Origin of the sequence: Microcystis viridis FACHB-1342 (assembly GCF_014698335.1) — a bacterium.
Classification (GTDB): domain Bacteria; phylum Cyanobacteriota; class Cyanobacteriia; order Cyanobacteriales; family Microcystaceae; genus Microcystis; species Microcystis ichthyoblabe_A.
Window position 1 is genome coordinate 1 of record NZ_JACJSV010000067.1, and the last position, 12,929, is coordinate 12,929.

Consider the following 12,929-nt stretch of genomic DNA (forward strand, 5'->3'; position numbering starts at 1 on the left):
TGTAATGGGAGACTCTTTGTTTTCCTAGACAAAAATAATTACTTTTTCAAAAAAACACTTTTCTATTTTTTTGTTGGGTATTTTATTCTCTGGAAGTCCCTACCTAGCCATTACAACGGATGCAATGCGAAAAGCTGCTTTATTTTGGGCGCAGGCACGCCAACAAGGACAAATTATCTAAAATCCTTATTCATCCCCTAAATAAGCTTCAATCACTGCGCGATTCTCCCTGACTGTGACTGGATCTCCCAAAGCGATTAACTTACCGAAATCTAACACGGCAATGCGATCGCATAATCCCATCACTAAAGGCACATGATGTTCGATTAACAGGACGGTTAGAGCTAAATTATCGCGAATTTGTCGAATTAGCTGACTTAATGCCCCCTTTTCGCTGGGATTCATCCCGGCTGCTGGTTCATCGAGGAGTAATAACTGGGGTTGCAAAGCTAAAGCGCGGGCAATTTCCAAGCGTCTTTGATCACCATATGCTAAATTACGGGCTTTTCGATTGCTTTGGTCGGTTAGTCCGACTAAATCTAATAATTCCCCCGCTCTTTTGTAGGTTTTTTCCTCCTCCCTTCTCGAAACTGGTAAACCCAAAATTCCCGTCCAGAGATTGGATCTATTATGAATGTGACCAGCGATCGCTACATTTTCTAAAGCCGATAATTCACCAAATAAGCGCAAATTCTGGAAAGTACGGGCAATTCCTGCCTGAGCGATCTGGTGAGGACGATATTTCGCCAGACTGTCGCCTTGATAAATTAAATCACCACTGGATAGGGGAATTAAACCAGTGATCAGATTAAATAAAGTCGTTTTTCCCGCCCCATTGGGTCCAATTAAGCCAAAAATCTCGTTTTTTTGTACCTGAAAGCCAACCCCATCCACAGCGACTAATCCCCCAAATCGACGGGTGGCTCCCCGCACTTCTAATAAATTTGTCTGCATCATTGTTAAGTAGCTGGTTATAATTAAATTAAAAATGGATTTTAGCTTCGATCCCCCCTGCCCCCCTTGATAAGGGGGGTGTCTGACAACTTTTAACACCTACCTACTTAATAGATTAAATTAGTCGATTTTACTCGATCAAGACGATTGGAAGTAAGCATTGCACCGACCAAAAAAAAAGATATTTGTCAGGAGATTTACCCTGAAAGAATCAGTTGTAAAGATTTATCGGGCAATTATTTTGATTAAGAAATATTTTACACAATCCCCACCAGATAAGCAAGACGGCTGACCACTACTAGCGAATCACTACCGATAACGAAAAACTGCCATAATTGCAGCAATGTCCTCATCTAGCCAAAAGGCGATCGCTATTGATGAAAAATGACGCTAAAATTATCGATCTCGTCATCCGGCTGTTTTTTCTCGGCCTGTTGTTATTTGCTGGTTTTACCCTGCTGCGTCCCTTCCTAACCATGATCCTCTGGGGAGCAATTCTGGCGATCGCTTGGTATCCGCTCTTTCTCTGGTTAAAAAAGTTACTCGCTGGCCGGGCGAAACTGGCCACAGTTCTCCTCACCCTACTTTGTCTAGGGATTATTATCGGTCCGGTGAGTGGTATTGCAGCGGTTCTGGCCGGTAATCTGCGAACGCTGGCGGAATATATCGATACTGGTGCGGCGGTGATTCCCCCTCCCCCCGACGATCTGGCCACCTGGCCGCTGATTGGCGAAAGGATTGCCGGTCTCTGGCAGCAGGCATCGGATAACACGGGTCAATTTCTTCAACGCTTCGAGCCACAATTAAAAGAACTGGGCAAAATATCCCTTTCCCTAGCCACCAGTACCGGTCTGACGGTGCTGAAATTTATCGCCTCGATTCTGATTGCGGCGGCCCTCACCCTCTCGGCTAAAAATCTGACTCGCCTGATGAACCGGTTAGCGGAAAAGATTGCCCCGGGTCGAGGCATCGCGCTGGCCAGTCTAACCGCCTCCACCGTCCGCAATGTTAGCCGTGGTGTTATTGGCGTTGCTATTATCCAGAGTCTTTTGATCGGCATCGGTTTAGTGACGGTGGGAACCCCTGCGGCCGGTTTATTAACTTTCCTCACCCTAATTTTGGGCATTCTCCAAATTGGCCCTGGTTTGATTGTCTTGGGGGCGCTCATTCACGCTTGGGTAACACTACCCCATTCCATCGCCCTATTATTTACCCTCTGGATGATTCCCGCCACCTTGGTGGATAATTTCCTCAAGCCGATTTTAATGGGGCGCGGTCTGCCCATTCCCATGGTGGTGATTCTGCTAGGGGTGTTCGGGGGAGTGATCGCCTATGGGATTATTGGTTTGTTCGTCGGGCCGGTTCTGCTCGGTCTCTGCTACGAGTTAGTTAGGGCTTGGATTGGCGAGGATAGCCCCGAATCGGTGGCCAATAGCCATGATCAGCCAATCTAAGGGCGGATAGAGCTAATTTTTACCTTAATCTTTCCAGGAAACTTAGGAAAAAAAGATTAATTTAGCCACGGTTCCGGTTAAGCAGATTGAGGTAAAAGTAGGCTCATCTAAAGGTAAGATTTCTTCAGTTGGTGACAACAAGCAATCAAACAGCAGAAACCAGACTGAAGTGAGGAGAAGGTTTGATTTAAGCAATAGGTATTGATTTGAATGTGGCGGCTGATTTATTGTAAGAAGATAAAGGTGTATATTTGGCTGGCAATTAATAGAAAAATAAATAAAATTACTGATTTATATTTAAAAAATATAAATCGCAAATCAGTTAAAAAACTATAAAAAATTTTACCAGTTATTGAACAAAAAATTACTTTTTATCTCCAAATATTACCCATTTATTGTCTCTGATGAACCTGGTATATTTATTAGTGCTTATTGTTTATACAAGTCTTGCTAGGCAAAGTTTTAAAGACTGTATTTTAGAAAATTATTTCTATTCTTCTCCCTTACATACAGAAACAATAAGAGGCGATTTATCCACTTAATTATCTTTTCTATAATTGGGCTACAGTTTTTGGAAAATAGTCTTAGTATTTACTCTGTTGATTGAGAAACCCTGACCTAGTAAGCTAGGACGCATTTACGCAACGAATTTTAACTGCGCCTCAAGGAGTAATTTAAATGCACAGGCAGCTTAATACTTTCACGTTTTTTCATTCTCAATAATGCTTTTCTTATTGCTGTGACTCACCAGGCTATTGGATAAATTTAAGAAAAAAATTATTTTTTTGTTAAACTTGTCTATTTATAATCATAAGTAGATGAAAGATTTAGCCCCAGGGCAGAAAAGTTGGGCTTGTCTTTTTCCCTAACCATAAAGAGAAAGAATTCAACAAACTTAAGTAATTAACCGATTAATTTTCGGACAATTAGGTAGGTAAAGTCATGAAGACAACACAAGTAAGTTCTGATTTATCTAGTACAAATATGACATCTCCAGCAGATTCTTTGAGTTTTGATGGAGCCTCCCCAATCACCTTTGATTTAACAGGTTCCGACGATTTAACTGTATCGAAGGAAACTTCTCCTTTAGGAGTCCTGAACTCTAACCCCTCCCCATCTACAATCTCCTCGGAGGCCGCCACGGTTCCAGTCTCCCCTGCTGCTACGAGTCAAGTGGACTTTCCCGCTTCCCTCAGTATTAACTCTTCTGGTTATCCCACCAGTCCAGCGTCGGGTCCCGCCTCTGTACCCACCGCTGCCCCCGTCACCAGCAGTCCAGCGTTGGGTCTTGCCTCTGTACCCACTGCCGAGGGAGGGGATTCGAGGGTTAATCAGGACAATCTCAACCAGAAAACTGGAGAAAATCGGCAGGCTAACTCTCCCATACCAGTAGTTGATCGGGGGGATTTTTATTGGGCAGACGGTCAGCCAGTAAAACTACTACAGCGCAATACTCAAATAACTCTGACCCTGACCGACCGGGCAACCAGACTAAACGATCTATTGGCAGCCGGTCAAATCCTAGAAGGGCTGAAATTAGAGAAAAACGTCTCCCAGAATACCTACATACTAAGCAGTAAGACAGCGACTGCCATTGATATCGCCCAGATCGAAGCCAGATTAGGGGAAATCCCCGGGGTTCGAGTAGCCCCAGTTTATCAGTCTCCCTTGACTAACACTTGGCTAGTGGCCACCAACGAAATAATTGTTTCCTTGCGGCCAGGGTTAAAGGCTCAAGAGGTTTTCGGGAATGATTCCCGTTTTGCCAGTTATCGCAGCCTATTGGGAACACCCAACCAATTTGTCGTGACTCTCCAAGAAGGACTTCCTAACCTAGCTACTGCTAATGCCCTTCAGTCCGATAGACGCTTTCAGTGGGCAAGTCCCAACTTCTACCAACAACGGGAGCGATTTTTTATTCCCAACGATCCTCTTTTCGGCAACCAATGGCATCTCAATAACACGGGACAAGTAGGAGGGACACCCGATGCGGACGTAGATGCCCCAGAAGCTTGGGATGTAAATGCGGGGGGTAGCAGTAACGTGGTTGTTGCTGTAATCGATGATGGAATGCAGTTAAACCATCCCGACCTGCAACTATTCATCAATACAGGGGAAATTGCAGGTAATGGCATTGATGACGATGGCAACGGTTGGATCGATGATGTGAACGGCTGGGACTTTACCAGTGGTGGCATCGGAGACAATAACCCAGGGCCTAGTGTCCCCGATGATGCCCATGCCACCGCCGTCGCTGGAGTAGCGGCAGGTCGGGGCAACAACACACTGGGAGTGACGGGGATGGCCTATAACTCCCGATTACTGCCCGTGCGGATTTTCTTGGGAGGCTCTGCCACCAGTGACGCTAATATCGCCTCGGCCATTTATTATGCCGCCGGTCGCACGGCTTCGGGTACTGGCACTTGGCGTGCAGGGGATATTCTGAACAACAGTTGGGGTGGTGGTGCCTTCAGCAGTGCCATCTCCAGTGCCTTTACCTGGGCTAGTACCAGCGGGCGCAATGGCAAAGGGGCAATTTCCTACATTGCCACAGGTAACGGTTCTGGGGCTCCCGTTAGTTTTCCTGCCAATCTCTCCAGTACCATACCGGGGGTAATTGCCGTCGGTGCGAGTACCAACCTCGACCAGTTGGCCAGCTATAGTAACGTCGGACCGCAAGTGGATTTCGTTGCCCCTAGTTCTGGCGGCACAGCAAGGATCGTTACCACAGACCGGACAGGAGCCGATGGTTACAGTAGTGGGGATTACACCAGTACCGGTACTGACGGATTTGGGGGAACCAGTTCCGCTACTCCCCTGTCGGCGGGAATTGGGGCATTGATTCTGGCACAAGATCCCAACCTGACGGCCGCCCAAGTGCGGGGTTTAATGCGGAACACCACGGACTTGATTGGTCCGGTTGCCTACGATAACAAGGGTTTTAACACCCAATACGGTTACGGTCGCGTCAACGCTAACACTGCTATCCGAGGAGTAGGTATCGCAGAAATTCAGGTTCTGCAAGATCGAACCAATATTGCCGATAATACGGGCAGTTTCAGCTTTGCGGCCGGTGTAGGTCAAACCCAAACCCAAACCTTCCGGGTTCGCAACCAAGGCACAAAAGATTTAACCCTCGGAGCCATTTCCCTAGGTGGTGGTTCGGGTTTTAGCTTGGCTTCCAGTTTTACGGATACAACCCTCAGTGTCGGTGAGTCCACCACCTTCTCGGTAAATTTTTCTCCCACGACAACGGGAACTTTCAGCAATACCATTAGCTTTACGAATAATGATGCCGATGAGAGTACTTTTAACTTTACCCTTAACGGCACGGGCTTAAACAGTAAGAGCTTCAGTAACACAAGCCCGATTACTATACCTAGTAGTGGTTCCAGTACCCCCTATCCTTCCACTATTAATGTTTCAGGCTTGAGCGGTAATATTAATAGCCTGAAAGTAACCCTGACAAACCTGAGCCATACTTGGCCCAATGATATTGATGTATTACTGGTCGGTCCGACGGGAACCAAAGCCTTATTAATGTCCGATGTGGGTGGCTCAAGTGGTGTCAATAATGTCACTCTCACCTTTGATCCCACGGCCACCTCCTCCTTGCCTGATTCAGGGCTAATTACCAGTGGCAGTTATAAGGCCACAGACTTTGAAACCGGTGATTTCTTTAACGCGCCCGCTCCCGGTGGCCCCTACGGCACGGATTTCTCCGTATTCAACGGCATCAACCCCAATGGAACCTGGAGTCTCTACGTTATAGATGACGCGGGGGGAGACGCGGGAACTATTGCCGGTGGTTGGTCACTGAATATTGGAACTGCTTCAACGGCTCCTACCTTGGCGATCGCGGCGACCAATGCCAACCAAACGGAAGGGAATAGTGGCAGCAAAGCCTTTACCTTTACCGTTACTCGTGCAGTTAATACCACAGCGGCCAATAACGTCAACTGGGCAGTAACAGGCTCAGGAACCAGTGCAGCTAATGCCACTGATTTTGTGGGGGGAGTCTTACCCTCAGGAACCGTCAGTTTTGCGGCGGGAGAAACCTCGAAAGTGATTACCGTTAATGTTCAAGGGGATACCACCGTCGAACCTAACGAAAACTTTACGGTAACTCTCTCCAATCCCACCAACGGAGCAACGATTACCACTGCCACTGCTGTTGGGACTATCCAAAATGATGATGAAGGAACCTCCGTTACCCTTGCCAGTAACTACAGTGGCGTTAGTGAAAACGGCAAAACTAACCTCGTCTATAACTTCACTCGTTCAGGAGCCACCACTAACTCTTTAACCGTTAACTTTACCCTTGGTGGTACGGCAACTCGCGGCAATGACTACAATGCCTACGGCGGGAATTTTGTCTCACCAACAACGGGTAATATTGTCTTCGCATCTGGTCAGACAACGGCTCAGATCGAGATCGTGACCACCGGAGATAGCGTCAGAGAAGCCAATGAAACAATCGCCTTTACCCTAGCGAGTGGCAGTGGCTATACCATTGGCACACCAGGTGCTGTCACCACTATGATCCTGAATGATGACGGTGTTCTCAATCAACAGGGAACCACGGGTAACGATGTGATCGAAGCCGGAACTACCCGCAATCTGAGCGGTCGAGCGGGCCATGACATTTTGATTGGTTCCAATGCCAGCGATATGTTAGTTGGCGGTGCAGGGAATGACACGATTACCTCTGGTACTGGTTTTGACGTAATTGCCTATAGCCTTGCCAGTGAAGGCCAAGATACGATTACGGACTTCAACGTTTTCCAAGATACGCTCCAAGTCTCGGCGGCGGGTTTTGGTGGCGGATTAATCGCCGGTGAAAGTATTGCGGCGGCTCAATTTGTCTTGGGAACCGTCGCCACGACGGCCAGCCATCGCTTTATCTTTAATAAACCAACAGGCCAACTCTTCTTTGATGTGGATGGTAATGGTTCTGGCGCTGCAAGGCTACTGGCGACCTTGACTCCTAACCTTAACTTGACAGCAGATAATATCTTTGCGGCTTAGAATCGCGCAAGATAGGTTATTAAACTAGAGTGCGTCATCATTTAAGTCTGACAACAACTCCGGGCAAGGGGACTGGGTTCTGAGTCCCCTTGTCAAGACGTGAGTTCGACGGAGCTAAAAAATAGCAGGAGGTAGAGCAGGGAAGCCCTTTGGCTCTAAATCCAAGGAGGGTTTTTTGGGCAAATAGCTATAAGCAATCAAGCCAGCAAAGAGATTGACGAGAAAGTTCCAAACGCTGCGATGTCTGGAATGTTCAATCTGGCAGATATTTTTCAGTTCGTCGTTAACTGTTTCAATTAAAGAACGCTTGCGAAGCAAGATTTTATCAATAATTTTGACTAATTTTTGCTTCATCTTCTTTTTGGAGCGGGTAATTAATTGTAAGCCTCTTTCATAAAGTTTTTCGGCTCTTCGTTACTTGGTATGGTTCGATAGGGGGGCATAAATCGACTAAATCCTTATCTGGCAAGGGATTTAATTGATTAGTTCGCTCTAGATCGAAAATAATTGACAAAAATCGCTAAATGCCTTTCTATATAGGGGTTCCATCCCTTATAACCCCCGTTCATTGCATAACACAAACCGAAGAGCCAGTTTTTCAAAGAGTTCTTGAGAAATATAGCCCCGGTCTCCAAATAATTTACCGATGAGATCTTTGGTAAGATCAGGGACAGGTTTCCGGTCATCAGTATTAGCGGGTGTTAGCTTAAAAGCCAAGAGTTCTCCCCGGTCATTGATAATTAAATGTAGTTTAAATCCATAATGCCAACCCACAGAATTTTTACCCCAACCAACTAAACCTTTAAAAACTCGGTGTGACTTGCTACGACAAGGATGACAAACTTCTCTCGGAGTAGAATCAATAAAGCTTATTCCTGTTATTTCTCCTTTGCAAGTCTGTAAAAAACAACATAACAACATCATCGACCAAGGCATTAATTCCACAAAACGATTATAGCTTACTAGCTGAGGAAAGGCTTTTTTCCAATGGGGAAGAACTTGCAAGGTGTAAAATTCTTTGAATGTCCGATAGCCGGAACCATGAAAAGCAATTACTATCGTCATGACTTCGCTCAAGCCTAGACGAGAACGACACAATTTCTCCCCAACAAATGATGTTAATTGAGGGAGAGACTGACAGTGCTTTTCAAAACTTTGATAGAAGTCATCTACATCACAAAAAATTGCGGTAAGATCAAGACGTGAATTTATATCCATAGCTGAGACCTTGGCCAATACTATTTCTAGCATAAGTCTCAGCTTCCTTTTTGCTAGAGTTTTTTCCGACAGCGATCGCCGTCTCTTTGTCATTAAGACTGGCTAATTGACAGAGTTTTTCTAGGATAGCTAGGCTGTAAGTCTCACTGTGCATGGATTTCAATGGGTTGAATTTCGTCGAACTCACGTTGTCAAGGGGTTTTCTGAAACCTGATTCCTCACCGTGCGCTTAAATTGAAGAAGAAGAAGGGAAGCAGGGAGAAGTAGTGTGAGGATTTGTACTAAAATTTTCAATACGCAGTTTAAATTCAGTACAGCTTAGAACTATTCAGTTATACTAAATCCGTTGAGTATAGGCTACTTATAAGCATAGGCAAGAGGCAAGAGGCAAGAGGCAAAAGGGGGAATAGATAATCGGTCTTTAATAACCAGATTTAGTATAACTGGGGTTTTAAAGTTGGATTGGGGATTAATCATACTATTAAAAATAGATTTGGCATCAGAATCTAAAACTAAGTAGAAAATCTCTAGGTAATAAGAGTTACAATTTTTTCCCTAGCATAAGTTGATATTTGAGAGAGGAAAATATAGAAGCAGCTGATTATTTACTAACCTACTTTTTTTAATTTTTAACGGGTTAGGACTGAGATATACTGAAATGGTTGCTTATAGATCACTACTATGGGACGTTTAGCGCTGATCAGCGTGACTGACAAAACCGGAATAGTTGACTTTGCCCGTCAACTAACAGAAGAGTTTGATTTTGAAATTATTAGCAGTGGAGGAACCGCCAAAACACTGCGATCGGCGGGGATTCCCGTGATAAAAGTGGGAGAATACACAGGATCTCCTGAAATCTTGGGCGGAAGGGTGAAAACTCTCCATCCTCGCATCCATGGCGGTATTTTGGCTAGACGGGATTGGCAGTCAGATTTAGCGGAAATGGAGGCTAATCAAATTCGTCCTTTTGATTTGGTGGTGGTTAATCTCTATCCCTTTGAACAGACGATCGCTAATCCTGATGTTACCATCGCTCAGGCGATCGAACAAATCGATATCGGTGGTCCGGCGATGTTACGCGCCTCGGCTAAAAATTTCGCCCATTTGACTGTCATCAGTAACCCCAAGTATTACGAGCAGTATTTAAGCCAATTACGGCAAAATAACGGTGAAATCTCCCTGGAATTCCGTCAAAAAATGGCGGGGGAAACCTTCGCTTTAACCAATGCCTACGATGGTGCGATCGCATCCTATTTCGCCAGCTTAAACGGGGAAACGACGCGCTTTAATTTGGCGGGAAATGCCCTGCAAACCCTGCGTTACGGCGAAAATCCCCACCAAAGTGCCACCTGGTATGGTAGCGGTACAATGGCTCAAGGTTGGGGAAAAGCGACCTTATTACAGGGAAAAGAACTAAGTTATAACAATTTAGTCGATTTAGAAGCAGCCCGCCGTTTAATCGTCGAATTCGGCAGGGAAGAACCGGCCGCCGCTATCTTGAAACACACTAATCCCTGTGGGGTGGCGATCGGTGGTAGTTTAGTGGAAGCTTATACTAAAGCTTTTAATGCCGATGCTATCTCGGCTTTTGGGGGTATTATTGCCCTAAATCAAGCCATAGATGAAGCAACCGCTAAAGAATTAACGAAAACCTTCCTAGAATGCGTGGTTGCCCCCGATTGTAGCCCTGAAGCCCGGGATATCCTTGCTAAAAAATCAAAGGTGCGGATTTTATTGCTGCCGGATTTAACCACGGGAGAAAAACAAACAATAAAAGTTATCGCCGGCGGTTTTCTAGTACAAGCGGCCGATGACGTGGTAGAAACCCCGGAGGAGTGGCGCGTGGTGACAGAAAAACAACCCACTGCCGCACAATTAGCGGAATTACTGTTTGCTTGGAAGGTATCTAAGCACGTTAAATCTAACGCTATTGTGGTGACGAAAAATAAAACTACTTTAGGGGTTGGTGCAGGGCAAATGAATCGCGTTGGTTCGGCGAAAATTGCCCTTGAACAAGCAGGGGAAGCGGCCAAAGGTGGCTATTTAGCTAGTGACGGCTTTTTCCCCTTTGATGATACTATTCGCACGGCGGCCCAGTTTGGCATCGAGGCAATTGTTCAACCCGGAGGTTCTTTAAAAGATCAGGATTCGATTAATGCCGCTAATGAGTTAGGTTTAATTATGGTCTTAACAGGCATTCGTCATTTCTTGCATTAATACAAAGTTAGGGTGTGTTGTTGCTTAAATTAACGCACCCCAACTTTGTATTAATTATTGGTTAATTTACCCTATTCAATAGTCTTAAATTTGCCAAAAGTGCGAGGATGACCAGCTTTTTGGGAACAAAGAAAATAGCGCGCGGGTTCGTAATGATTTTCAGCACTAAAAGGGGAACAGAAATGATCTGCAAGTAAATCTTCTCGCACGAAGAAAGCATTTACTCCCGAAAAACTACAACCCACCAGTTTATAACCCTGTTGATGACCAAGTTTTTCTAGAGCTTTCAAACTTGATCCCACATGACTTTTATATTTCCATTGGTGACTAGGATTATACTGCATCACCCAACTGGATTCGGGGGGATAAATAGCATTATATTCGACAATTACCACCCGGGGACGATAATTAGTAATTGCTTGCCAGACCCAATAATCATTACCATCAATATCAATGGATAATAAATCTAATTCTGTCGGTACATTGCCCTCTCGAAACAAGTCTTCAATATTTGCGGCAGTGATGAAAGTATTTTTTAAAGTTAATTGTTGGTTAGCAATTAAATCTTTAAAAGATTGGCGAATACTTTTACAAAATCGCTCACTGCCTTCAATCCAATAACCTTGCCATCCTTTCACTAACAGATAGGCACTATTATTTTCTAAACCGTTACCAACTCCAAATTCCACAAAGAATTTATTTGTGGTTCCAATCCGATTAAAAATCTCGCTAATAATGCCATCTTCTCCCGCTTGGGAAAAAACCTTAAATTCGTAGCGGTTTAGTTTTTTAGGGTTATCATATTTTGGGTTTTTATGCAAGTTTTCTATCAGATAATTATCAATTTGTAACTCTGCTAGTATATCTTGATATTTTGAGGAAGAACTATTCAGAGACTTAAGGTTTTTAAGAATCTCTGGGATTGCTTGCCAAGGTGCTGCCATATTTTTGAGAAAGGTTTTCATGGATTTTAACTACAATTAACGAGTATTGGCTCTCCCAGGTTTGGTGGGTAAAATGTATTCTAAGATACATTCCTCCTAGCGAGGGGGTGGAACGAACCACTCCAGACACAAAGGACACAAAGATCGATCAATCCTATGTAAGTTAAACTTATCACACAGAACCTAGAAGAGCCGAGTATTTTTGGATTCAATGGGTTGATTAGTGCGATGCCGAAGGCACTGCGTAGCAGCACGCCGATCTTGTAGGGTGTGTTTCCTAATCTGGATCCTACTGCTCCACCAATAGATTTTTGGGAACGCACCATGCCCATATGAAGCTATGAGTTTAAGTGCGATGCTGAAGGCACTGGGTAGCAGTACGCCATCGCTGTAGCAACGTGGAGGCTAGAATATATTAAGCCCTATACGTTAGATGTTGTATATGACTGAACGACTTGAGCAGGCGATCGCCCAATTACAAACCTTGTCAACCGATCAACAGGAAGCGATCGCAACCCTAATTTTGGCAGAACTCGAAGAAGAAAAGCGATGGAATGACTCCTTTGCCCGCTCACCAAACTTGCTGGCTAAACTAGCAGCCGAAGCAATGGCAGAACATCGATTGGGCAAGACTCAAGAATTAGACCCAGAAACGTTGTGAAGTCTTGTACCACTGCTCGTTTTCGGGAGATGTTTGCAGATCTTCCAAAACCGATTCAAGAGCAGACCGGTAAAGCGTATCGGCAATTCAAAGAAGACCCAAGCTATCCCAGCTTGCGATTCAAGAAAGTCCATCCAAAGCTGCCCATCTATTCTGCACGCATCAATAGGGATTATCGTGCTGTCGGTCAATTAGAGGATGATACGGTGATTTGGTTCTGGGTTGGTTCCCATGCAGAGTACGATATGCTGCTGGAGCAATTGTAGTGCGATGCCGAAGGCACTGCGTAGCAGCACGCCATCGCCATAGGGTGCGTTCCCTAATCTGGCTCCTGCTGCTCCACCGATCGATTTTTGGGAACGCACCATGCACATTTATTGAGGCTGTGAGTTTAAGTGCGATGCCGATCTTGTAGGGTGCGAAAACGCGCGTGTAACGCACCTTTTTCAAGTC

The 12,929-nt window shown here is 45.1% G+C and carries 9 protein-coding genes and 1 pseudogene; 5 read left to right on the top strand and 5 right to left on the bottom strand.

Going from position 1 to position 12,929, the window contains the following annotated elements:
• Positions 1 to 186 precede the first annotated feature (186 nt).
• Complete coding sequence (locus H6G40_RS18335; RefSeq protein WP_042791122.1) at positions 187 to 954, bottom strand: ABC transporter ATP-binding protein; 768 nt, start codon at positions 952 to 954, stop codon at positions 187 to 189.
• Positions 955 to 1,331: 377 nt separating this feature from the next.
• Here H6G40_RS18335 and H6G40_RS18340 point away from each other — a divergent pair, with 377 nt between their 5' ends.
• Positions 1,332 to 2,408: an AI-2E family transporter gene (locus H6G40_RS18340; protein WP_069474006.1), complete on the top strand. Its 1,077-nt coding sequence runs from the start codon at positions 1,332 to 1,334 to the stop codon at positions 2,406 to 2,408.
• Between the two features lie 942 nt (positions 2,409 to 3,350).
• Positions 3,351 to 7,436, top strand: coding sequence for a S8 family serine peptidase (locus H6G40_RS18345; protein ID WP_242028799.1), 4,086 nt, complete (start codon positions 3,351 to 3,353; stop codon positions 7,434 to 7,436).
• Between the two features lie 114 nt (positions 7,437 to 7,550).
• Here the strand turns inward: H6G40_RS18345 and H6G40_RS18350 are convergent.
• The 3 genes and pseudogenes from H6G40_RS18350 to H6G40_RS18360 all read right to left on the bottom strand — a co-directional run.
• Positions 7,551 to 7,841: pseudogene (locus H6G40_RS18350) on the bottom strand (transposase); the annotation flags it as partial.
• 147 nt (positions 7,842 to 7,988) lie between these two features.
• Positions 7,989 to 8,654 (bottom strand): IS982 family transposase, encoded by a 666-nt coding sequence (locus H6G40_RS18355; RefSeq protein ID WP_242028800.1) that lies wholly within the window; start codon positions 8,652 to 8,654, stop codon positions 7,989 to 7,991.
• The gene (locus H6G40_RS18360; protein WP_242028801.1) at positions 8,632 to 8,808 is read right to left on the bottom strand and encodes a hypothetical protein; all 177 of its coding nucleotides are present in this window, start codon (positions 8,806 to 8,808) and stop codon (positions 8,632 to 8,634) included. Before H6G40_RS18360 ends, H6G40_RS18355 begins: the two co-directional genes overlap by 23 nt.
• A 527-nt stretch (positions 8,809 to 9,335) precedes the next feature.
• Between H6G40_RS18360 and purH the strand changes: the two genes are divergently transcribed.
• Complete coding sequence (gene purH, locus H6G40_RS18365) at positions 9,336 to 10,871, top strand: bifunctional phosphoribosylaminoimidazolecarboxamide formyltransferase/IMP cyclohydrolase (protein ID WP_069474008.1); 1,536 nt, start codon at positions 9,336 to 9,338, stop codon at positions 10,869 to 10,871.
• Positions 10,872 to 10,942: 71 nt separating this feature from the next.
• On the opposite strand, the gene H6G40_RS18370 is transcribed toward purH, so the two are convergent.
• A complete protein-coding gene (locus tag H6G40_RS18370) occupies positions 10,943 to 11,836 on the bottom strand; it encodes a hypothetical protein (protein ID WP_002739843.1) in 894 nt (297 codons plus the stop codon).
• Positions 11,837 to 12,257: 421 nt separating this feature from the next.
• On the opposite strand from H6G40_RS18370, the gene H6G40_RS18375 reads away from it, so the two are divergent.
• Complete coding sequence (locus H6G40_RS18375; protein WP_002739824.1) at positions 12,258 to 12,476, top strand: hypothetical protein; 219 nt, start codon at positions 12,258 to 12,260, stop codon at positions 12,474 to 12,476.
• Positions 12,473 to 12,742 (top strand): type II toxin-antitoxin system RelE family toxin, encoded by a 270-nt coding sequence (locus H6G40_RS18380; RefSeq protein ID WP_002740309.1) that lies wholly within the window; start codon positions 12,473 to 12,475, stop codon positions 12,740 to 12,742. The genes H6G40_RS18375 and H6G40_RS18380 overlap by 4 nt, the downstream gene beginning before the upstream one ends.
• Positions 12,743 to 12,929: the final 187 nt, after the last annotated feature.

Coding starts and splice junctions, on each gene's coding strand:
- H6G40_RS18375 (WP_002739824.1), top strand. CDS start 12,258: ATGACTGAACGACTTGAGCAGGCGATCGCCCAATTACAAACCTTGTCA.
- H6G40_RS18370 (WP_002739843.1), bottom strand. CDS start 11,836: ATGAAAACCTTTCTCAAAAATATGGCAGCACCTTGGCAAGCAATCCCA.
- H6G40_RS18340 (WP_069474006.1), top strand. CDS start 1,332: ATGAAAAATGACGCTAAAATTATCGATCTCGTCATCCGGCTGTTTTTT.
- purH (WP_069474008.1), top strand. CDS start 9,336: ATGGGACGTTTAGCGCTGATCAGCGTGACTGACAAAACCGGAATAGTT.
- H6G40_RS18355 (WP_242028800.1), bottom strand. CDS start 8,654: ATGGATATAAATTCACGTCTTGATCTTACCGCAATTTTTTGTGATGTA.
- H6G40_RS18335 (WP_042791122.1), bottom strand. CDS start 954: ATGCAGACAAATTTATTAGAAGTGCGGGGAGCCACCCGTCGATTTGGG.
- H6G40_RS18345 (WP_242028799.1), top strand. CDS start 3,351: ATGAAGACAACACAAGTAAGTTCTGATTTATCTAGTACAAATATGACA.
- H6G40_RS18360 (WP_242028801.1), bottom strand. CDS start 8,808: ATGCACAGTGAGACTTACAGCCTAGCTATCCTAGAAAAACTCTGTCAA.